General features: G+C 47.8%; 23 protein-coding genes. 11 read left to right on the forward strand and 12 right to left on the reverse strand.

Annotation, left to right across the window (positions count from 1 at the left end):
• From M975_RS08550 to M975_RS08585, 8 genes are all read left to right on the forward strand, one after another.
• Positions 1-723, forward strand: coding sequence for a DUF1365 domain-containing protein (locus M975_RS08550; RefSeq protein WP_064558800.1), 723 nt, complete (start codon positions 1-3; stop codon positions 721-723).
• Positions 720-1,940: an SAM-dependent methyltransferase gene (locus M975_RS08555; protein ID WP_064558801.1), complete on the forward strand. Its 1,221-nt coding sequence runs from the start codon at positions 720-722 to the stop codon at positions 1,938-1,940. Before M975_RS08550 ends, M975_RS08555 begins: the two co-directional genes overlap by 4 nt.
• Positions 1,937-2,422: a DUF2878 domain-containing protein gene (locus M975_RS08560; RefSeq protein WP_064558802.1), complete on the forward strand. Its 486-nt coding sequence runs from the start codon at positions 1,937-1,939 to the stop codon at positions 2,420-2,422. Before M975_RS08555 ends, M975_RS08560 begins: the two co-directional genes overlap by 4 nt.
• Complete coding sequence (locus M975_RS08565) at positions 2,419-2,946, forward strand: hypothetical protein (protein ID WP_064558803.1); 528 nt, start codon at positions 2,419-2,421, stop codon at positions 2,944-2,946. Before M975_RS08560 ends, M975_RS08565 begins: the two co-directional genes overlap by 4 nt.
• A complete protein-coding gene (locus tag M975_RS08570; protein WP_064558804.1) occupies positions 2,943-3,473 on the forward strand; it encodes a DUF3833 domain-containing protein in 531 nt (176 codons plus the stop codon). Before M975_RS08565 ends, M975_RS08570 begins: the two co-directional genes overlap by 4 nt.
• A gap of 12 nt (positions 3,474-3,485) precedes the next feature.
• On the forward strand, positions 3,486-4,445 hold the full coding sequence (locus tag M975_RS08575) for a YbgA family protein (RefSeq protein ID WP_064558805.1): 960 nt from the start codon (positions 3,486-3,488) through the stop codon (positions 4,443-4,445).
• Positions 4,446-4,638: 193 nt separating this feature from the next.
• Positions 4,639-5,382, forward strand: coding sequence for a YciC family protein (locus M975_RS08580; RefSeq protein ID WP_064558806.1), 744 nt, complete (start codon positions 4,639-4,641; stop codon positions 5,380-5,382).
• A 60-nt stretch (positions 5,383-5,442) separates the two neighbouring features.
• Positions 5,443-5,979 (forward strand): septation protein A, encoded by a 537-nt coding sequence (locus M975_RS08585; RefSeq protein ID WP_064558807.1) that lies wholly within the window; start codon positions 5,443-5,445, stop codon positions 5,977-5,979.
• A gap of 159 nt (positions 5,980-6,138) precedes the next feature.
• On the opposite strand, the gene M975_RS08590 is transcribed toward M975_RS08585, so the two are convergent.
• The gene (locus M975_RS08590) at positions 6,139-6,423 is read right to left on the reverse strand and encodes a hypothetical protein (protein ID WP_064558808.1); all 285 of its coding nucleotides are present in this window, start codon (positions 6,421-6,423) and stop codon (positions 6,139-6,141) included.
• A 267-nt stretch (positions 6,424-6,690) separates the two neighbouring features.
• Between M975_RS08590 and yciA the strand changes: the two genes are divergently transcribed.
• Positions 6,691-7,083: an acyl-CoA thioester hydrolase YciA gene (yciA, locus tag M975_RS08595; RefSeq protein ID WP_064558809.1), complete on the forward strand. Its 393-nt coding sequence runs from the start codon at positions 6,691-6,693 to the stop codon at positions 7,081-7,083.
• Positions 7,084-7,137: 54 nt separating this feature from the next.
• On the opposite strand, the gene M975_RS08600 is transcribed toward yciA, so the two are convergent.
• The 6 genes from M975_RS08600 to M975_RS08625 form a co-directional block, all read right to left on the reverse strand.
• On the reverse strand, positions 7,138-7,773 hold the full coding sequence (locus M975_RS08600; protein ID WP_064558810.1) for a LuxR C-terminal-related transcriptional regulator: 636 nt from the start codon (positions 7,771-7,773) through the stop codon (positions 7,138-7,140).
• 41 nt (positions 7,774-7,814) lie between these two features.
• On the reverse strand, positions 7,815-8,336 hold the full coding sequence (locus M975_RS08605; RefSeq protein WP_064558811.1) for a fimbrial protein: 522 nt from the start codon (positions 8,334-8,336) through the stop codon (positions 7,815-7,817).
• Between the two features lie 14 nt (positions 8,337-8,350).
• Positions 8,351-9,304, reverse strand: coding sequence for a fimbrial protein (locus M975_RS08610; RefSeq protein ID WP_064558812.1), 954 nt, complete (start codon positions 9,302-9,304; stop codon positions 8,351-8,353).
• A 10-nt stretch (positions 9,305-9,314) separates the two neighbouring features.
• Positions 9,315-11,849: a fimbria/pilus outer membrane usher protein gene (locus tag M975_RS08615; RefSeq protein WP_064558813.1), complete on the reverse strand. Its 2,535-nt coding sequence runs from the start codon at positions 11,847-11,849 to the stop codon at positions 9,315-9,317.
• 81 nt (positions 11,850-11,930) lie between these two features.
• Entirely contained in the window at positions 11,931-12,608 is a 678-nt protein-coding gene (locus M975_RS08620; RefSeq protein WP_064558814.1) for a fimbrial biogenesis chaperone, read from the reverse strand.
• Between the two features lie 60 nt (positions 12,609-12,668).
• Positions 12,669-13,199 carry a fimbrial protein gene (locus tag M975_RS08625; RefSeq protein WP_064559183.1) on the reverse strand — a complete coding sequence of 177 codons (531 nt, stop codon included), beginning with the start codon at positions 13,197-13,199 and terminating at the stop codon, positions 12,669-12,671.
• Positions 13,200-13,608: 409 nt separating this feature from the next.
• On the opposite strand from M975_RS08625, the gene M975_RS08630 reads away from it, so the two are divergent.
• On the forward strand, positions 13,609-14,268 hold the full coding sequence (locus tag M975_RS08630) for a helix-turn-helix domain-containing protein (RefSeq protein WP_064558815.1): 660 nt from the start codon (positions 13,609-13,611) through the stop codon (positions 14,266-14,268).
• Positions 14,269-14,404: 136 nt separating this feature from the next.
• Positions 14,405-15,019, forward strand: coding sequence for a winged helix-turn-helix transcriptional regulator (locus M975_RS08635; protein ID WP_064558816.1), 615 nt, complete (start codon positions 14,405-14,407; stop codon positions 15,017-15,019).
• An 80-nt stretch (positions 15,020-15,099) separates the two neighbouring features.
• Here the strand turns inward: M975_RS08635 and M975_RS08640 are convergent, their stop codons facing one another.
• Genes M975_RS08640 through M975_RS08660 form a run of 5 tightly spaced genes read right to left on the reverse strand, consistent with a single transcriptional unit; the run spans position 15,100 to position 20,372 of the window.
• The gene (locus tag M975_RS08640) at positions 15,100-15,726 is read right to left on the reverse strand and encodes a LuxR C-terminal-related transcriptional regulator (RefSeq protein ID WP_064558817.1); all 627 of its coding nucleotides are present in this window, start codon (positions 15,724-15,726) and stop codon (positions 15,100-15,102) included.
• 45 nt (positions 15,727-15,771) lie between these two features.
• Positions 15,772-16,278 (reverse strand): fimbrial protein, encoded by a 507-nt coding sequence (locus M975_RS08645; RefSeq protein ID WP_064558818.1) that lies wholly within the window; start codon positions 16,276-16,278, stop codon positions 15,772-15,774.
• Between the two features lie 38 nt (positions 16,279-16,316).
• Positions 16,317-16,847, reverse strand: a complete 531-nt coding sequence (locus M975_RS08650; RefSeq protein ID WP_064558819.1) for a fimbrial protein — start codon at positions 16,845-16,847, stop codon at positions 16,317-16,319.
• A 51-nt stretch (positions 16,848-16,898) separates the two neighbouring features.
• Positions 16,899-17,822: a fimbrial protein gene (locus M975_RS08655; protein ID WP_064558820.1), complete on the reverse strand. Its 924-nt coding sequence runs from the start codon at positions 17,820-17,822 to the stop codon at positions 16,899-16,901.
• A 12-nt stretch (positions 17,823-17,834) separates the two neighbouring features.
• Positions 17,835-20,372, reverse strand: coding sequence for a fimbria/pilus outer membrane usher protein (locus M975_RS08660; protein ID WP_157093357.1), 2,538 nt, complete (start codon positions 20,370-20,372; stop codon positions 17,835-17,837).

Genomic DNA, 20,372 nt, shown 5'->3' on the forward strand with positions numbered 1-20,372 from the left:
ATGAACAGTTGCCTGTATCAGGGCGTGTTACGTCATCGCCGCCTCCAGCCAAAAGTGCATCATTTCCGCTATCGCGTATTTATGGGCTGGCTGGATTTGGATGAGCTTGATGCGCTTTCGTTGGTGGGGATCCGGCGCAACAAGTTTGCCGCAGCCGCCTTCTACGACGCGGATTACCCGCTCGGTATGCCGCTTAAAGAGAATGTTCTCAACCGGCTGGAAAGCCTGACAGGAGAACGCTCTGGTGGCCGCGTCATGCTGCTGACCCAATTGCGTTACTTCGGGTTCCATTTTAATCCGATTAACTTCTACTACTGCTATGACCGCACGGACACGCTGCTATGGATTCTGGCAGAGGTGCGCAATACGCCGTGGAACGAGCGCCATTACTACGCGGTGGACGGTCAGGTAGCGCATCCAATTGAGAAAGCTTTCCACGTCTCGCCCTTTAACCCGATGGACATGGTTTATCACTGGCGCTTCAACAAACCCGGCAAAACGCTGTATATGCACATCGAAAATCACCAGCAATCGAAAGTGTTCGACGCAACACTGGCGCTGAGCCGCACGCCGCTGACGCGTGCCAACCTGGCCTCGGTGCTGCGGCGTATACCGTTGATGACGCTTAAAACGGTGTTCGCCATTTACTGGCAGGCGCTACGGCTGTGGTTCAAGCGCGTGCCTTTTTATAGCCACCCCGTTAACAGGAGTGATCGCTCATGACCGATCCTGTCTTTGCGTTTGAAGCGAGCACCCCACGCAACGTGCGTCTCGCCCGCTGGATGCTGTTCCGTTTGTTGAGCGGTATTCGCGGGGGTTCGCTCACCGTGCGTGACGGGACACAGATCTGGCATTTTGGTGATACCTGCGCCGCGTTAAATGCCGAAGTGCAAATCCTCTCGCCAGCCGTTTACTGGCGTCTGCTGACGGGTGGAAGCCTCGCCGCGGCAGAAGCCTGGATAGAAGGCGAGTGGGAAACGCACCAGTTAACACCGCTGTTGCAGATTCTGGCACTGAATGGCCAGGTTTTAGGACAGCTGGAAAGGGGGTTCCGCCTGCTTGGCAAACCCATAGAGCGACTTCGCCACTGGACACGGCGCAACCATCGCCAGCAGGCGCGTGAAAACATCGCCGCACATTACGACCTGGGAAACGAGTTTTACGCCCTTTTTCTCGATGAAGAACTGCTCTACTCCAGCGCACTGTTTACCGCCGATGAGCTGGATCTCACCCGCGCTCAGCAGGCCAAAATGGCACGACTGTGCGAACAGCTGGCGCTGACTTCCAGCGATCATCTTCTTGAAATCGGCACTGGCTGGGGGGCGATGGCCGAATATGCCGCTCGCCACTACGGCTGTCGCGTGACCACCACCACGCTTTCGCAGGAGCAATACCTCTGGGCGACACAGAGGATTGCCCGCGCAGGATTACAGGATCGGGTACAAGTGCTGTTGTGCGATTATCGCGACCTGACCGGAGAGTTCGACAAGCTAGTGTCCGTCGAGATGATTGAAGCCGTGGGTCAACGCTACCTGCCCACGTTTTTCCGCACCTGTCAGGCACGGCTGCGACCGGGTGGAAAAATGGCGATTCAGGCGATCACCATTCAGGACCAGCGCTACCGTGACTACAGCAAAAGCGTCGACTTTATCCAGCGCTACATTTTCCCCGGCGGTTTTCTGCCGAGTATTACGGCAATAAGCGAGCTGATGACACACCACACGGATTTTGTGGTACGCAATCTTTTTGATATGGGGCCAGACTACGCCCGCACGCTGGCGCACTGGCGGCAGCGGTTTGTACACGCCTGGCTCGATATTGAAAAACTCGGTTTTGATGACCAGTTCCGCCGTATGTGGCTCTACTACTTCGGTTACTGCGAAGCCGGATTTAACGCACGCACCATCAGCGTCGTACAACTGACGGCGGAGCGCGTATGAATCGCAATGTGCAGGTTTTTGCGATGGCCATCGCGTTTGATCTTTACTGGACGTTGGTGGTGCTGTTTCGCGAGCACGGCGTGATTCTTTGGCTGGCCCTCGCCATCCTGGCCTGCCTGATGCTCTCGCCTGCACATCGTTTTTACGCCCTCTTGCTTGCTGCTGTGGGCAGCGGGTTGGATGCACTCTGGGCACTGACCGGGCTTATTGATTTTAATGGCGACGCGCTATTACCCCTTTGGATGCTCTCCCTGTGGCTGATGTTTGCCGTCGTCTGGACCAGACTAACGACCACAACGACGTTACCAGGCTGGTTGTTGACGCTAATGGCGACAGCTGGTGGGCCTGTGGCGTACCTGATCGGCGAACGCCTTGGCGCGATGACCTTCCTTGCACCAACGTTTATCGTCGTCAGTTGGATGGCGACGGGCTGGCTGGTTCTTATGCTGTTTTTCCATGTTCTGATAGGGAGGCGAGCATGAAAACCTCCCTATTATTGTTGCTCTGGCTGACTGTTTTTACACCCGTCGCCCATGCCGCTGACTGGTTAAACTGGCATAAAGTCGGTAGCGCGACTCTCACCTGGGGGCCATTTACCGTCTATACCTCCCAACTGCTTACGCCAAGCGGTCTTTATGACGGGCCGATGCAGAACCAGGCGCTGATTATCACCTACCAACGCGACATCAGTCGCAAGGAGCTGGTCGAGGCCACTCGTGACCAATGGCAGGCGCAAGGCGTACTCGCGCGCGAACCGCAAAGCAATACCTGGATTCGTACGCTGCTTTCACTCTGGCCAGATGTATCGAATGGTACCCAACTGGCATTTGTTCTCAACGATAAACAGGGGCAGTTCTGGTATCGCGCTTCAACATCACAAAAAACCTTTACCCCTCTGGGGCCCCGCCAGTCTGAAGCGTTTAGCGTCCACTTTTTGGGCATCTGGCTTGATCCCCGCACTCAATATCCCGCACTGCGCCAGCAGTTAATTGGAGGTGGAGAATGAAACGTATTCTGGCACTCGGTATAGCATTGATTCTGTTGCTGGCGGGATGTAGCACAAACATTAACGACTACCGCCAACAGACGCCGCCACTTGATATCTTCCACTACTTCCAGGGTAAAACCGAGGCATGGGGCATGGTGCAGGACCGCAGTGGGAAACAGCTGCGCCGCTTCCATGTCGAGATTAGCGGTGACGTTGTCGGCGACACATTGACTCTCAATGAGCACTTCGTCTATGACGACGGCGAGAAACAGCAGCGGGTTTGGCATATTCGCCGCGTCAGTTCTGACCGTTACGAAGGCACTGCGGGCGATATTGAAGGCGTGGCAACGGGCACGACGGCGGGGAATGCCTTTAACTGGCGTTACAGCATGAAGGTGAAAGCCAACGGCAGCAGCTGGCTGCTGAACTTTGACGACTGGATGTACCTGCAAGACGGCACCCATCTTTTTAACAAAACCGAGATGAAGAAATTCGGGGTTACCGTTGGTACGGTCACGCTTTTCTTTACCCGAAAAGATCAGTAAGAGGATTACACCATGAACACTCAACCTGTCATTGGGATTAGCGGATGTTTAACCGGCTCGGCAGTAAGATTTGACGGCGGTCATAAACGGATGGGCTTTGTAATGGACGCGCTGTCTCAGTGGGTGACGTTCAAACCTGTCTGCCCGGAGATGGCTATCGGCCTCCCCGTTCCCCGCCCGGCGCTGCGCCTGGTTCAGACCAGCGAAGGGGATATCCGGATGCGCTTTAGCCATGCCCCTCATGATGATGTGACGCAGAAAATGGCCACATTCGCTGATTCATATATTTCCCAACAGAGTCATTTGTCTGGCTTTATCGTCTGCGCGAAATCGCCGAGCTGCGGCATGGAACGCGTCCGGCTTTATGACGATAAAGGGAATCGCGGGCGCAAAGAGGGTGTCGGGCTGTTTACCGGTGCGCTGTTGGAAAAATTCCCGTGGCTGCCCGTAGAAGAGGATGGCCGCCTTCACGACCCGGTGCTGCGTGAAAACTTTGTCGAACGGGTTTTCGCCTTACACGAACTCAACACCCTGCGGGCAAACGGTCTGACGCGCCGCGCACTTCTGGATTTCCACAGCCGCTACAAACTCCAGTTGCTGGCGCACCACCAGCCAGGCTACCGGGAAATTGGACCTTTTGTCGCGTCGCTGCACCAGTGGGAAGATCTGGATGCTTTCTTCGTCGAGTATCGCGAAAAGCTCATGACGATCCTGAAAAATCCCGCGTCACGTAAAAATCACACTAACGTGCTCATGCATATTCAGGGCTACTTCCGCAAACAACTGAACACCCGCCAGCGCGGGGAATTGCGTGACGTGATCCTTCACTACCGTGAAGGACTGTTACCGCTGCTCGCCCCACTAACGCTGTTGAATCATTATCTGGGCGAGTACCCGGACAGCTACCTGCTGACGCAAAACTACTTTTCCCCCTACCCCGAAAATTTATGCCTGCGTCTGACGGTTAACTGAGAACGCAACACATTGAGAGCTGGCTTATCGGGCCAGCACGTCAATTTCTGGGTAAAACGACGCTCACACTCCAGATCAAAGTGACATATTGACAGTAACTTACTTACTGCGGTTCATCTTGTCGGTGCTAGCGCCCTTCATCCAGTGTACAATTGGCCGCTGATTTTTTACCGCGCAACACCAAGGAGAGTGCATGTCTATCACGGCGGGTTCTGTGTACCGTGACACGGGGAATTTTCTACGCAATCAGTTTGTTACTGTCTTACTGATCGCTTTGCTTTGTGCCTTTATTTCGGTGGTGATCGGTCACGCTTTTTCACCTAGCGACGAGCAAATGTCTATCCTTAGCGAAGGGGATAATTTATCGAATAGCGTTGGGCTGTTTGACCTTGTGCAAAACATGACTCCAGAACAACAGCAAATGTTGCTCAAAGCGTCAGCGGCATCGACATTTTCCGGTTTGATCGGCAATGCTATCCTTGCGGGTAGCATGCTGGTTTTGATCCAGATGGTTTCTGCCGGTCAGCGTGTGAGTGCGCTTCGTGCCATTGGTACGTCGGCACCTGTGTTGCCTAAAATCTTTATTCTGATGTTCCTAACCACTTTCCTGGTGCAGATTGGCATCATGCTGGTTGTGGTACCCGGTGTCGTGTTAGCGATTTTGCTGTCGTTCGCACCGATTATGGTTGTTCAGGATAAAGCGGGGATCTTCCAGTCCATGCGCAGCAGCATGCGTCTTGCATGGGCAAATATGCGCCTGGTTGCCCCAGCGGTGATTAGCTGGTTGCTGGCAAAAACTGCACTTCTGATGCTCGCATCTTCATTTGCGGCGCTGTCACCTGCTGTTGGCGGGGTGGTCGCGAATACGATTAGCAACCTGATTTCTGCCGTGTTGCTCATCTATGTATACCGTTTGTATATGCTGGTTCGCCAATAACATTAACTTACGCCTGAGCAGACTCATTTACGGTTCAGGCGTTATTTTACGGAACAGATTATGAAGCAGTTTCTCGATTTTCTGCCCCTGATTGTCTTCTTTGCATTCTATAAAATGTACGACATCTATGTGGCCTCAGGCGCACTGATCGTCGCCACCGGTTTTGCGTTGGTCTACAGCTGGTATAAATTCCACAAGCTGGAGAAAATGGCGCTGATCACCTTCTTAATGGTTGCGGTATTCGGCGGCCTGACGTTGTTCTTCCATAACGATGAATTTATCAAATGGAAAGTAACCGTGATTTACGGCCTGTTTGCTGCCGCGTTGCTGATTAGCCAGTTGGTGATGGGCAAGCCGTTGATTCAACGGATGCTGGGGAAAGAGATTTCCTTGCCGCAAATGGTCTGGTCACGCTTGAATGTTGCCTGGGCGCTGTTTTTCATCATCTGCGGCGCACTCAATATTTACGTTGCGTTCTGGCTGCCACAAAGCGTGTGGGTCAACTTTAAAGTTTTCGGCCTGACCGCAGCAACGCTGGTATTTACCCTGCTGAGCGGCGTGTATATCTATCGCCACATGCCTCAGGAAGAGAAGTAGGAATAGCGCCGACTGCATCAATAAGTTGTTGGCCGTTTCTCTATAAAAAGCACGCAACTCATTGCGTGCTTTTTTGCTTTTAAAACGTGGCAAACTCCCGATACAAAAATGCCCCGGCAATAATAACCGAGGCATTTTCATCAGACTTAAATTCTAAAATTAATGATGGTCATCATACTGGTGCTCAATCACCATACCTTCCGCAACACTGGCAACATGCCGAGCACGTGGATGATAAGCGGCTACGGGGGCTGGAGCGGGCGTTGGTGCAACATAAACTGCCTGCGGTGCCGGGCTTGCAACGGTGATAGCCTGCGAAACAGTAACGGAAGAAGGCACTACCACCACTTTATAGCCACTTGGCACATCAACAGTGACATTTTGCGCCATGGCTGAGCTAATCCCACCCGCCATAACAACCGCCAAAAGAATGATTTTTTTCATATAAACATTAACCTACCAGATAGTCAGAATACGTAATTCGCTAAAAGAAGCGTCAGTAAATACAAGTCATGCTTTTTCTGTGGTGCGACAGTGATGCGGATAGTAGACAGTTTATCAATGTGATTATTAGCTTTGGGTGCTTAGGTTTATCCCCTTCAAAAACGACTTCACAAGCCATACCGGGCGCAGGGTCATGTTCATAACTATGATAAAATATGCAAAGACTTTAATAATGTTGAAATTCATGACTACTTTTTGGAAAGCAAAATGACTCCACAAGACGCACCCGCAGGGGAACTGGTACTGCGCACACTCGCGATGCCTGCTGACACTAACGCCAACGGCGATATTTTTGGCGGCTGGTTGATGGCGCAAATGGATATGGGCGGTGCAATCATGGCCAAAGAGATTGCCCAGGGGCGCGTGGTCACCGTTCGTGTCGATGGTATGACCTTCCTTAAACCCGTCGCGGTAGGCGATGTGGTGTGTTGTTATGCAAACTGCGTAAAACGTGGCAATAGCTCCATCACCATAAATGTCGAAGTGTGGGTGAAAAAGGTTTCATCAGAGCCGATTGGCCAGCGCTACAAAGCCACTGAAGCCATTTTTATTTATGTGGCTGTCGATTCTGAAGGTAAGCCGCGCCCTATTCCTCGCTAAATTTATTAATAGGAAATGCGCCTGACGGCGCATTTTTTGACTACAAATCATCAGTCATAAACACTCACTCATAAATAAATTGACCGGAGGATTATGCTTTTTCAAATTATTAAGAAACAGTAATAATTCACAATCGGAATGAAGATTAAATTTGCTCATCATTAAACGTTTGTGTGCGCTTATGGTTTTAACATTAAGTTCTAATAGTTCTGCTATACCAATAATGTCATGACCGCGAAGCAGCAATTTAGCAATCGTCAGTTGCTGCGGTGTTAGTGAGCGATATTTGCATTTCAGGCATTTTTTACAAGGTAATGATTCAGGGTTTTCAATATTGTTCCTCCAGGCTTGCACAACCTGTTCTCGCGCGGTGTTTAATGGCTCTGCACGGTTGATAAACACAACGTTTTTTATACATAGCGGCAACTCATTATGATAAGGAGTCTTTTCACCATCATAGATACCAATAATTAACCCTGGCCTGCTTCGGTACTTTAACATCGGCTGGCAAATATATTCAGCACCTGCCACAAAACTCTTTACGATCACATCAGCCTGAATGGAATTCGTTTTGGTCAGTGGGTTAAACTGCACAGGCTCATTTTGTTCTTCAAGAAATAATTCCTCGAGAAAAATTTCCATTCCATTCCGATACAGCGAATCCGAATCATCAATGGCGATATTTAACATCTTTTCCTTTCTCAGAATGCTACTTAAACCAAAATAAGATCTTACTGGTAAGTAAATACAACGCTTACCGCAGCATTAAACGTCCCACCTGTCGCATTCTCAGCCGGGCTGAATATTCTCGCAGAAAGCGGGAATACTGCCTGTCTCGTTGAATTATCAACGTTCACAGTCATCTGGCTGGCATTACCGTAAATAACCGAATGGTCAGTATTTGTCATCTGCAAGGCGCTATTCACCCCCGTGCCGAGATTCTTAAATGCTGTCGGGTCGGTACTGTCAACATCACCGCTAAAGGTTGCCGTTGCTGAATGGGTAGCAGCCGGACACTGGGTTAATAAAAGCTGGAAGTCCTTCCAGACTGGATTCCCGCCGGGCTGATTAAGGTTGTTTGCAAACGCCGGCCCTAAATCAACTTGTTTCGAGACAGTATCCGTATCGACGACACACGGTGATGCCACCACACGCCCGGTTACGCTGATATTCACCAGGTCGGCAGCACTGGCCATAACGACATAACACAGTGCGGCACCCGAGAGAATCAAAGCAGTAATGGTCTTTTTCATGATAATTACCGCCCTTATTGATAGGTTAATTGTAGCGTGGCACTGGTACTGGCATCGCCAGCCGTTACCGTGGTTTGAGTCTGAATAAAACGTGCCTTCAGAGGAAAGGTTTCGACACCACCCGGTGAGCTTTTCAGCACGATTCTATTATTCAATATTAAAGGAACATCATTATAAAGAAGCTGAATCCCCACACCACTGGCGACATCACTTCCCCCCTGGTTATTTAATGCTAGTACGCTGGCATTCGAACTATCAGGGTTTTGTGTCCCATTTAATGAAACATTAAAATTGGCACCGGCATCACAATCCAACCCAAGGTTTTGAGTTGAGCTGACATCCGGTATAAAACCGATGGTGTTGCCAAAAGTTGAAACCGGAACATCGCCCAATGGAAACACTAAATTAGGCGTTTTTATCGAACAGGCGACTTGTGTGACAGAACCACCCGACAATTGGATATCACGCAAAATACCGCCATCGTCTAAAAGTGTTTGATGACCAACTCTGCCAGGAACCAAATTACCTGAAATAATATTCCCCACTTTATAAAGTCTTATAACCTGTGGATTTCCCGACCAAATATCTGTAATGGTTGTACTACCCGAAGCAAGCTGATAGGGAACCGGTGGACTTTGCATCGTCGATGTGCCACCCGTCATACCAACAATACTCATACCGACCCCTGGAATGTTCGTGTTATAGACATTGGGAATGGACGTTGCCACTCCCCCCATATAATCGAACTGGGCCAATGCCTTGCCAGGGCCGGTGGCATTGATGCAAGTAGCCTGATGAACTTCTTGGGCCTGGGTTGGTACAGTCCCAATTAGCGCTCCTACCGGCGTATCGCGCTGAACGATGATATTTCCGGCATTAACAACTGAAAGCCAGGTATCTACCGTCTGGCAAACGGCCCCAGCAAGACCAGAAAATAATAATGTAATAATTAAAGCAAAATATTTCATAGCGAATTCCTTAATGACACACGGCATCAAGCTGCGTAACGGATGTATCATTTTTCGGTTCAGGCAATACGGTTTTAACCTGGCAGATTTGCGTGGCGTCATCACCCCATTTCACAGTGGAATCAAGGTTATTACTCAGGCCAGTTAAATAAACCTGCCCGTTATCACCCACAATAAATCCATGGTTATCGGCATCTTTATTATTCATTGATAAAATGGCACCAAATGGAACAGGTTCGCCATTGTTGCGTTTCAGATTCAATAACAACCTTAGCCCAACGTTCGCCTGATAAACCGCACGCACCACCGCACCACGCGTCGGTACCACGGTTTTGGTGGTTAATTCCAGCTCCACGTTATCCGGCATACTTGCGGTATCAAAACTGATGTCGTTTTTACGGAATGGCGTCATATTGCTCACCGCGGTGTAGCCGCGATAATCCGTTTTCACCCCATTCTGGTTCAATACCCCAACTCCGACAGCACCAGGTGCTTTGACCAACGCAATGGTTTCGCCAAAAGGCTGCGCCAGCGTAATGCCGTCACTGTGAGCAAGGACTCCACCGGAAAGGCCATAATTCACGCGCTGTGAATGCTGATCGTAGCTGTATCCTGCAAGCGCTTCGCCGTAGGTTCCCCGGTAATCAGCATTCATATTTCCGGTGTAACCGACATCATTTGTTCCGTAGCCCTGCTGCACGTTCCAGTTCAGTGCGTTGCCGGGTAAAGCAATACCACTGACACCGATATTATGGGTTGTATTGCCCTGTTTACTGGTATTCATGTTGTAGTTAGCCCAGCTATTTGGCAGGAAATTTGACAACGGAACGCTGATATTCAATGAGACCAGTTGATCGTTGGTATAAATTTTCCCGCTATTGCTACCATTTGCCGTCGAGTTCTTACTCCATGTGTAACTCAGGCTGTAACTGACGCTATTCCATGCGTTGTTATAGCTCGCGCCATACGACTCCATAGTTTTGTTAATATTCCAGTAATCCTCGCGGATGGCCGACAGCGAAACAGCCCCCATGGATTTACCCAGCGCCTGACTAAGAGTCATTTCTGCACGATTACGGCGGCGGTCGTCGGAAAAGTGCGAGTCACTATAGGTATCGAGCACTTCCTGCATGCTATAAAAGCCGGAGGTGGAATAGCGATAACCTGCGATGGCAAAGTTGGTGCCGCTCTCAGAGAAGTTCTTACTGTAGCGAACACGCCATGACTGCCCATCTGTTTTTAAGCCGCCTTTTGGCGTTGACCAGCCTTGTGTCACATCGGTCGAAATCGCCCCAATATCACCGAGGTTTTTCCCCAGGCCCAGTGCCAGGGACTGATATTTGCTCGACTCCTGCAAGCCGCCATAAATCGTAAAGCCGTGTGGCAGACCATAAATTGCTGTACCTTGCGCCAGCGGCGTTTTTTCAACGCTGCTGCTATACGAGCGATACTCACCGCCTGTCAGACTGTATTTCAGCCGCCCTTCACGCTGCAAAACGGGTACGGAAGCAAAAGGCACCACCAGATATTGTTCGCTGCCGTCTGCTTCTTTTATGGTGACAAATAAATCACCGGAGCCACCGGTCGGGTACATGTCGGTAATTTCAAAAGCACCCGGTGCGACGTAGCTTTGATAAATAACATAACCGCCCTGGCGAATAATCACCTGCGCATTGGTACGGGCAATTCCACGTACCACGGGTGCGTAGCCTTTCAGGCTGTCTGGCAACATATCGTCATCAGAGGCTAACTGACCGCCGCGGAACGGAATACTGTCGAACACATCAGATGGTGTTGAGCTGTCGCCGAGCGTCATCTGGCTTTTCAGGGCAACGACATCACGCTGGGCGTAGGTGTAAACCGTATCCCATCTGTCTTTGCCGTCACTGTCACGGTTCCATGTGGTGTAGTTGCGCAGGCGCCAGGCGCCGTAGTTGATGCCCGGGCGCAGGTTGGCATACTGGCTATTGGTGTTCTGGCCATTACGCACAAATGTGTTATTACCGCTGACGCTGTAGTTCAGCAGCAGCGCGTTAATACCTTCATCCCATAGTTCTGGCGCCACATAGCCACGCGCCTGCGCGGAAAGTGCCGCCTGAGGAATACTCAGCAATAACTGCTGTGATGAAAATAAAAACTCAGCTGACGCCTGCGGAATAGCCGAGAGATTAGCGCATTCCGCCTCAACATTAAGCTGCGGGAACAGAGCTGTTTTTACGCCGTAGCTTTGTAAAACACCGACAGACAAACAAGGCTGAAGTTTCGCCTCTCCCTTACCTTCTTTGACCATTTTGAAAGTCATATCCCGGGTGTCGACCAGTTGGTTGTTAATAACAACATCAACACGATAAATACCGGCCGCCTGTTCACCCTCTTCAAAGGCGGTAAGATCAGCACCTTGTGAAGAAGGGTTATTAACCTCGAGTAATGCCGGGTTAAAATAATCACGCGACTGAGCTGTTTCACTCATACCTGAACACGCCAGCGCGACACACCAGGCGAGATGGGTCGATCGTAATTGAAGACGATTATTTGCTTTCATCATTAACTTCCTGCCTGTATATATCAGGCTATATCATTCTGGTCCGTACCACCCTGTACGCCCGGGAAGCATCTATTAAGTTTATTAAATTGACGCGTTATGAGCTTCGCCGGTGCCCCCGTAATCACTGATTAATTTAAAGCTCAGGGGTCCCGATGAAACGCCAGCAGGTAAGTTAAAGCGTGCCGTACCGCCCGGCGCGACAAAGCTGACATCTGACACGGCTTTACCACCGACCGTAATTTGGTTGAAATTCATGTAGTAACTGGTTGGGTTAGTCACCTGCAGCTGGTTACCGACTTTCTGCCAGGTCAGTTGATCCGCGACTTTTTCCGGTATATTTTTCTTTAACGACCCCGGGCGATAAATCAATTTAATGCGGGTTTTTACCGCCACCTGGAGCGTGTTTTCCTTTTTAGGTGCAGAAGGAATAGATTTTATATTTAACCAGTACATTGATTCTTTATTATCCGGCAGATTCCCGGCACGCACGATACGCAATATATTCTGTTGGCCGTTATCTAAACGAAACAGTGGCGGCGTGATAATAAAGGGAGCTTTCTCAGCGCCACCTGATTGGGTGTCAATCCATGACTGAATCAGATATGGCACAGAATCCGGATTATTGACGCTCAGTGAAGCTTCCTTTTTTCCACCGTCATAAATCACCCGGGTTCCACCAATCACAACGCCTGCATTGGCTGCAGAAATAGCCGTACCGGCTATCACCAGGGCAATTATAGTTTTACTGACAAAATTCATTTGATACCTCTGTAAAAAAGGGCCGGGAAATCCGGCCCTCTTGTCATTTCTGTCTGGATATTAGTTATAAACAACAGAGAAGCTGGCTACAGAGTTTGCCGGGCCAGCAGTCACTGTTGCAGATGTTGATTTATACTGAGCGTAGAAATCCAGAACGTTATCTACAGTGTCAGTCAGAGTGTAGCGATAGCTGTTTTCGCCGTGCAGAGGCAACTGAGTTTTATCTGCAGACATCAGATTGATTGCAACACCAGTAGCTGCGCCCGGAACGGTGCTGTCGATAGCCAGCAGAGTAGAATCAGCAATAACTGGCTCGCCGTCAAAACGCACGTGAGCAATTTTGATTGCTTCAGGGCAGTCTTTCAGCACGATAGAGAATTTCTTAGCCGCTGTTACAGTACCCATGGAGGTGAATTCAGACTTATTGTATTCACCCAATGGAACAGTCTGGTTTGCAGAAGCCACGTCAACAGTACAAGCCGTATCCAGAATGACACCTGTGAAGTTCACGGTGCCTGCAGTTGCCATAGCATTAGAAGCAGATACAGCGGAGATAGCAGCAATTACAACAGCGAGTAAATTCTTTTTCATTTTGTTTTCCTTTATATATTTATTTGACGTTTTATTCAGGCAAAACAAGCCCCATTCATTATCGTGAAATAATGAAAAATATACCGTCAGGTTTTCCATGCATCATCATGTTATATGTACAGCGAAATGTGACATGAGAAGAGAAGGTGATTTATCTCATTAATATTCAATTCGTTCTTTTGGCGTTAACCATAAAAACCGAACCTATATTAATAATCAACTTTTGAACTTCACATCAATTCGCTGCTTGAATCAATTTTCATCAAATCACACATCAAACTCAAGGTATTTCTCGGTCTAAATTTAGACCGAGAAAGCAATACTAAAATTGGGAGTTGCCTTGCCATAATGCTGACTCAAATAACAGACCAGCTCTAAGAACAATCCATTCATATCGGAGTTATCACCTATGCAGGCAATAGAAAAATCAGTAATTTCAGCTGATTGCACAGACAGAAAAGATAAACCTAATTCTCACATACAGAATTTAATTAATTGTTTTCTGCCCTATGCAAATACATTTGAAACAAATAATAAACAAATTTTTAACTATGGTAATCAAGATGAGAATACCATTATCATCCTGCTTGAAGGGAGCATTTCGCTATATCGCAAGCATGACAATATGATTCTTAATTCAGAATCAGCCCCCTTTATTTTTGGTATGGGTCAGCAAAGCACGTCGCCAGAGTACCTCTTTTTGCGTACTCAGGAGCCTTGCCTGGTCGCCACACTTTCCCTGACCGAGGCACATCGTTTAATTGATGACAATGAGCTTTGGGAAAGTCTGGCAAAGTTACTGATTTATACCATTGCTCGTGTCTATGCGCATTGCGCTAAAATTTCGCAACTCTCTGCGTACGAAATTATTCGTTTTCAACTGCTTGAGCTGATGAATGAAAGTCCGGAAATCCGCAGTAAGACTACGGCGGCAAATTACATTATTAGCAGAACATTTTTATCCCGCAGTGGCACGATGCGTATTTTGGCGGAACTGAGAGCGGGTAACTACATAAGCATAGAAAAAGGCATTTTGCATAACGTCAACCATTTGCCATTGAAGTATTAACCTTATGAATTTACTAGAAACATTTGCTTAAATTTTTGCCCATCAGACTTGAGGAATACCCGTGCTTTGTATGCTATGTTTTTATAAGACTATGTGATCCTATATGAAGCTTTGGTATTAAACCTGAGGAAAGAATGTGAACAATATTGAAAAGTTCTCACTTTATACTGAAGAATTCATTAGAAAATTGATTCCTTATGTGGAGTTCAAACTGTCCCCAGCGGGGCGGGTCTGCCCTTTTATGACTCAGGGGCGACTCAATTGCTATCTGATCCGTACCGGGAGCATTTCTGTCTATCATTCTGGCGGTATTTTGATAGGTGGCCTACCCGCACCCGCTATTGTTGGACTGGGTGAGTTTGAAGCAGCTTCATCTTTGTATTTTCTAACCAACGAGCCTTGCGAGATTGCTGAAATCTCTCGTGATGATATTTTTAACATCATAGAGAAAGATAATCTTTGGCAGAACCTCTCGGTCCATATGCGGTTTGTCTCAAACCGGTTACTTAACTACGCCTCGATTCTTAACGCCCCTAGTGCATATGAGATGATTCGCAACCAGTTGCTGAAGCTTATCAATGAACCTGACTCTCTCAGAGAGTCCATTACCGCGGAAAAGTATATACGGTCAAAAACACATCTTTCGCGTAGTGGCATTATGCGCATTCTTTCTGCGTTAAAAGAGGGGGAATACATTATGATTGAGAATGGAGTATTGAAGGAAGTCCGCCATTTACCGGCGAAATATTGATAGAGTGAGAGTGAAGATGAATACGAAAAAACCGAGCTTTCACCCGGTTTGATTAAAAATTCTTATACGCATTCAAATTATTAGCTGGCAAACAAATGAACGGGTGGATTATGTGTTCTCAGGTTATTGAGAAATTGCACTAATTCACAGTCAGAATCGAGATTGAACTTTTTCATCATTAAGCGTTTGTGCGCGCTGACTGTCTTAACATTAATTTCTAAAGAACTGGCAATCTCTATGATGTCATTGCCATGTAAAATGTGTCGGGCAATAACAGATTGCTGAGATGTTAATGAACGATATCGGCATTTAAGGCACTTTTTACATTTTAGTTCTTTCGAGTCAATAATTTTCTCTTGCCACGCCTCAATAATTTTATCGTAGACAACACTTAACATTTCATTGCGATTAATAAACAAAATGTTTTTGATACAGAGCGGCAGTTCTGTATGCCACGGTGATTTGTTACCCTCATATAAGCCGATAAGCAACCCAGGTTTGACACGAAACTTCAGCATTGGGTGACAGATAAATGCTTCACCTGCAACAAAGTTTTTTACAATAACATCTGCCTTGGTTGCATTTGCCATCGATAACGCTTCAAAGATAACAGGTTCGTCATTCCCCAGAGAAAAGACATGTTCGAGGAGTTTTTCCAATCCATAACGATAGAAAGTGTTTGAATCATCGATGGCAATATTCAGCATTGAAAACCTTCAAAAATCATTAAATTACAGGTCAAGGAAAATCATTTACTGATAAGTAAAGCTAACATTCACTACGGCTCTGAATGTTCCGGCCCCAGCTATCTGTAATGGACTAATAATCCGGGCAGACATTGGAAACACCGCTTTATGAGTGACTCCATCAACAGGCACGGTCATTTGACTTTCATTCTGGTAAATAACCGAATGATCGGTATTGGTCAGACGTAACGCAACATTTATCGCATTACCTCGATTTTTAAATGCCGTTGGATCAATAATGTCAGGAGTTCCACTCAATGTTGCCGTTGCCTGTTGCAGATAAGCTGCACAATTTAATAGCACCAGTTCAAAGTTATTCCAGCGGCTTCCTTGATTTGGTGGAGAAAGTGTCGAATTAGCCACCCTTCCAAAATTAATCAGCTTATCTTGCGTATCGACATCCACAGAACAAGGCGTGCTGACAATACGCCCTTCTATGCTGATATCTTCTGCATTTGACGGCCCAACCAGCAACACTAACGGCAGAATAAACAGACTCCCGTATTCCCGCATAAATCCTCCTGATGGGCACGTCATTAATAATTTATCGCTTACTGATAAATAAACGAGGCAAGTACAGTCGTGCTGATATCGCCCGGTGTAACGGCACCCAGTTTGGTATAGGCAGCCGTTTTTAATTTAAACGTTGCTTTGTTAGAAGAAACAGGCGCGGTTAACGTACTACCATTGCTTATCATCACATTCGTGGCTTTATCTTTAAGCTCAACGGAAGTATTAGCCGCTTTGGTCGTCGCCATGTTTAACCAGCGCGTGTTATCAGCGGTATCTGGGGTTCCGGTAAACGTCGCTTTTACGTTGATCGTACCTGCCGGGCAGTTAGTCAGATCGATATTAAATTCAACCCAATCTGAGTTGGCACCGGCATTTTGCATAGTCCCGGCACCAATATTGTCACCTAGTGGTACGGTTAATGGGCTAATACCGTTATTTACCGTGGTGCAAGGTGATGCAATAATACGCCCTGAAATCTGAATCGGTATGTTATCTGCCGCGGCATAAATATTCCCTGCGAACAGTGTTGCCAATACCAATGCTGGTAATACTTTCTTTGCACTATTCATATCCTTATTTCCTTATGTTTTCCGCTATCATGTTTATAAATTTATTGCTAACTACTGGTAGGTCAGCGTAAGCGTTGCGGAGCTATTGGCATCACCCGTTGTGACCGTTGATTTGGTCTGATAATAACGGGCTATAAGTGGCAATGATGTTGCCGCGATGGTGGCTTTCTTCAAAAAAATGGTTGAATTTAAAGTTAATGGAGTCGAGCCATAAACTAATTGCACACCAATTCCCGTTGCCACACCGGCACTTCCCTGATTAGTTAATTTCAGCACACTGGTATTTGTGGTGTCTGGGTTTTGTGTCCCACTCATCGTGACATTAACATTCGCGTTAACATCACAAGTTAATCCCAGGTTTTGAGTGTTTTGTTTCGGATTAATAAAACCGACCGTACTGCTAAAAGTATTTACATTCACTTCACCGATCGGGAATGTCAGCGATGTGGTGTTTATTGAGCAAGCTACCGTAGTAATACTGCCGCCAGTTAACTGAACGTTCATACCCGTCATGGTTGTCGGGCTAACGACCCTCGCCTGTTGAACATAACCCGTCGTTAATGGCCCACTTCCGGTCGCATCATATTTAATGAAATATAAAGTCCGTCCGGTGGGCCAATAGCCATAATGGTTAGCCGTCATCGCGACCGGGCTTTGCTGACCAAATGAAACACCTACACCGGCAATATTAGTTTTCCAGACCGGTTCACTGTTAGAAATCGGGGCTGCCACGTTGAATATCATCGGAAACCACTTATAACTCCATGCTGTAGTACAACCAAAACCTGAGGAAGTTCCGGCACTGACAATCGTCGCAAATGTTGTTCCCACTGGTAAATCACGTTGAATAACGATACTTCCCGCATTCATCGTTAATGTCACCAGCGAAGTGCCACCAAAATCACAAACTGCAAAGGCTTTACCTCCAGCGAATAATAACGGCAACATCAATAAGGCTTTTAATTGGGACTTCATGTCATTATTTCCTTACAAACAGTTTGCCGACATTTGTATTACTGACTCGTCTGCTTTAGGCGCAGGCAAATCAGTTTTTACGCGACACAAATCTTCGGGAGTTTCACCCCACTTGACCAACATATCGATGCGCTCAGTTAAGCCTGTCAGATAAACCTGACCGACATCACCCACAATAAACCCTTGTTCTTTAACATCGGTATTTACCGGCGTGGCAATGGCACCGAACGGCACCATTTTGCCATTAGCGCGATTAAGCGTGAGTAATACCCGCAAACCGACGCTGGCAATATATTCTGCCCTCACCACCGCACCCCGAGTTGGCACCACCGTTTTACTGGTCAGTTCCATTTCTACGTCATCCGGCATCGCTTCAGGATCAAGCGTGATGTCATTTTTACGATATGGCGACAGGTTGCTCACCACGGTATAACCCCGGAAATCGGTTTTTACTCCATCCTGGTTTGAGACACCTACGCCTTTAGCTCCTGGTGCTTTAACCAAACCCAGTGTTTCACCAAATGGTTGTGCCAGAGTGATGCCATCGGCATGAGCCAAAATACCGCCCGAAACGCCGTAACTCAGGCGGTCACTGTTTTTGTCATAACCGTATCCGGCCTGCACTTCGCCGTAAGTACCGCGATAGTCACCGTTCAGGTTGCCGGTGTAGCCCACGCCGTCGGTGCCGTAACCTTGTTGCACGCTCCAGTTCAGCGCATTGCCTTGCAGGGCGTTACCGCTCATGCCCACGCTATGAGTAGTGTTGCCATTTTTACTGCTATTTAAACTGTAATTAGCCCAGGTAGTACTCAGGAAACGCTCAAGCGGCACACTTACCGATAATGAAAATTGTTGATCGTTATCGTAAAGTTTCCCGCCATTACTCCCATCCGCAGTCGAGTTTTTATTCCATGAATAGCCCAGGTTGAAACTCACACCATTCCACGAGTTGTTATAGCTGGCACCGTAAGACTCCATGGTCTTATTGATGCTCCAGTAATCCTCGCGGATTGCCGTAAACGTTAATGCACCAAAATATTGCCCCAGCGTCTGGCTTAAGGTGGTTTCAGCGCGGTTGCGGCGTCTGTCAGGGTTCACCGACTGATCGCTATAAGAGTCGAGAATTTCCTGCATGCTGTAAAAACCGGATGTCGAGTAGCGATATCCGGCAATCGCAAAGTTGGTGCCGGTGTCAGCAAAGTTTTTGCTGTAACGAATACGCCAAGATTCGCCATTGCTCTTTTCACCTTCTTTCGGTCTTGACCAACCCTGCGTCACATCCACCGAAATCGCGCCAATATCGCCAAGGTTTTTTCCCAGACCGACGGCCAGCGATTGATATTTGCTGGACTCCTGCACGCCGCCATAAAGAGTAAATCCGCGCGGCAAGCCATAAATCGCGGTGCCCTGTGCCAGCGGAGTATTTTCAACGCTGCTGCTGTAGGAGCGATATTGCCCCCCCGTCAGGCTGTATTTTAAGCGTCCTTCACGTTGCAAAACGGGCAACGAAGCAAAAGGGATCACCAGATATTGTTCACTGCCATCGGCTTCTTTAATGGTGACGTACAAATCACCTGATCCACCCGTTGGATACATATCGGTAATTTCAAATGCCCCAGGGGCTACGTAATTTTCATAAATGACATAGCCGTTCTGGCGAATAATAATTCGTGCATTAGTGCGAGCAATTCCGCGAACTACCGGCGCATAGCCTTTCATGCTGTCCGGGATCATCTCTTCATCAGACGCAATCTGGCCGCCACGGAATGGGATGCTGTCGAACACGTCTGAGGGCGTTGAACTGTCACCCAATGTCATCTGGCTTTTCAGCGCAATGATGTCGCGCTGCACGTAGGTATAAACAGAATCCCACTGACTGCGCCCGTTATTGTCCCGGTTCCAGGTCGAATAATTACGTAAACGCCACGGTCCGAGGTTGGCACCTGGGCGCAGGTTGATATATTGGCTGTTATCATTTTTCGCTGAATTATTACGCGCCTGCGTGTTGCTGCCGGTGGCGCTATAATTGAGTAATAAAGCGCTAATACCTTCATCCCATAATTCCGGGGCAACATAACCGCGAGCCTGCGCAGTCATTGCCGCTTGTGGAATACTGAGTAATAACTTCTGCGTTGTGAATAAAAACTCAGCCGATGCTTGCGGTATTGCGGCAAGATTAACGCATTCATCTTCATTTTTTATTTCAGGAAATAGCGATGTTTTAATTCCATAGCTTTGTAATACACTGACCGACAAGCAAGGTTGGAGATTTGCTTCCTGACTCCCCTCTTTAACCTGCCTGAAGGTGATATCGCGGGTGTCAACCATTTGACCGTTAACAATAACATCAACACGATATACACCTGCTGCCTGTTCACCATTTTCAAATGCTGAAAGATCGACACCTTGTGATGATGGATTGTCAATTTCCAGTAACGCCGGATTAAAAAAATCCCGCGCCTGCACTATTTCACTCATTCCTGAACAGGCCAGAGCAACCCACCAGGCAAGATAAGCCTGACGTGACGGGAAACATTTCATTGTTATCAT

The organism is Buttiauxella brennerae ATCC 51605 (assembly GCF_001654925.1).
Lineage (GTDB): Bacteria > Pseudomonadota > Gammaproteobacteria > Enterobacterales > Enterobacteriaceae > Buttiauxella > Buttiauxella brennerae.

Excerpts from the sequence above, each read along its gene's own strand:
- M975_RS08550 (WP_064558800.1), top strand. The coding sequence starts at position 1 with ATGAACAGTTGCCTGTATCAGGGCGTGTTACGTCATCGCCGCCTCCAG.
- M975_RS08555 (WP_064558801.1), top strand. The coding sequence starts at position 720 with ATGACCGATCCTGTCTTTGCGTTTGAAGCGAGCACCCCACGCAACGTG.
- M975_RS08560 (WP_064558802.1), top strand. The coding sequence starts at position 1,937 with ATGAATCGCAATGTGCAGGTTTTTGCGATGGCCATCGCGTTTGATCTT.
- M975_RS08565 (WP_064558803.1), top strand. The coding sequence starts at position 2,419 with ATGAAAACCTCCCTATTATTGTTGCTCTGGCTGACTGTTTTTACACCC.
- M975_RS08570 (WP_064558804.1), top strand. The coding sequence starts at position 2,943 with ATGAAACGTATTCTGGCACTCGGTATAGCATTGATTCTGTTGCTGGCG.
- M975_RS08575 (WP_064558805.1), top strand. The coding sequence starts at position 3,486 with ATGAACACTCAACCTGTCATTGGGATTAGCGGATGTTTAACCGGCTCG.
- M975_RS08580 (WP_064558806.1), top strand. The coding sequence starts at position 4,639 with ATGTCTATCACGGCGGGTTCTGTGTACCGTGACACGGGGAATTTTCTA.
- M975_RS08585 (WP_064558807.1), top strand. The coding sequence starts at position 5,443 with ATGAAGCAGTTTCTCGATTTTCTGCCCCTGATTGTCTTCTTTGCATTC.
- M975_RS08590 (WP_064558808.1), bottom strand. The coding sequence starts at position 6,423 with ATGAAAAAAATCATTCTTTTGGCGGTTGTTATGGCGGGTGGGATTAGC.
- yciA (WP_064558809.1), top strand. The coding sequence starts at position 6,691 with ATGACTCCACAAGACGCACCCGCAGGGGAACTGGTACTGCGCACACTC.
- M975_RS08600 (WP_064558810.1), bottom strand. The coding sequence starts at position 7,773 with ATGTTAAATATCGCCATTGATGATTCGGATTCGCTGTATCGGAATGGA.
- M975_RS08605 (WP_064558811.1), bottom strand. The coding sequence starts at position 8,336 with ATGAAAAAGACCATTACTGCTTTGATTCTCTCGGGTGCCGCACTGTGT.
- M975_RS08610 (WP_064558812.1), bottom strand. The coding sequence starts at position 9,304 with ATGAAATATTTTGCTTTAATTATTACATTATTATTTTCTGGTCTTGCT.
- M975_RS08615 (WP_064558813.1), bottom strand. The coding sequence starts at position 11,849 with ATGATGAAAGCAAATAATCGTCTTCAATTACGATCGACCCATCTCGCC.
- M975_RS08620 (WP_064558814.1), bottom strand. The coding sequence starts at position 12,608 with ATGAATTTTGTCAGTAAAACTATAATTGCCCTGGTGATAGCCGGTACG.
- M975_RS08625 (WP_064559183.1), bottom strand. The coding sequence starts at position 13,199 with ATGAAAAAGAATTTACTCGCTGTTGTAATTGCTGCTATCTCCGCTGTA.
- M975_RS08630 (WP_064558815.1), top strand. The coding sequence starts at position 13,609 with ATGCAGGCAATAGAAAAATCAGTAATTTCAGCTGATTGCACAGACAGA.
- M975_RS08640 (WP_064558817.1), bottom strand. The coding sequence starts at position 15,726 with ATGCTGAATATTGCCATCGATGATTCAAACACTTTCTATCGTTATGGA.
- M975_RS08645 (WP_064558818.1), bottom strand. The coding sequence starts at position 16,278 with ATGCGGGAATACGGGAGTCTGTTTATTCTGCCGTTAGTGTTGCTGGTT.
- M975_RS08650 (WP_064558819.1), bottom strand. The coding sequence starts at position 16,847 with ATGAATAGTGCAAAGAAAGTATTACCAGCATTGGTATTGGCAACACTG.
- M975_RS08655 (WP_064558820.1), bottom strand. The coding sequence starts at position 17,822 with ATGAAGTCCCAATTAAAAGCCTTATTGATGTTGCCGTTATTATTCGCT.
- M975_RS08660 (WP_157093357.1), bottom strand. The coding sequence starts at position 20,372 with ATGATAACAATGAAATGTTTCCCGTCACGTCAGGCTTATCTTGCCTGG.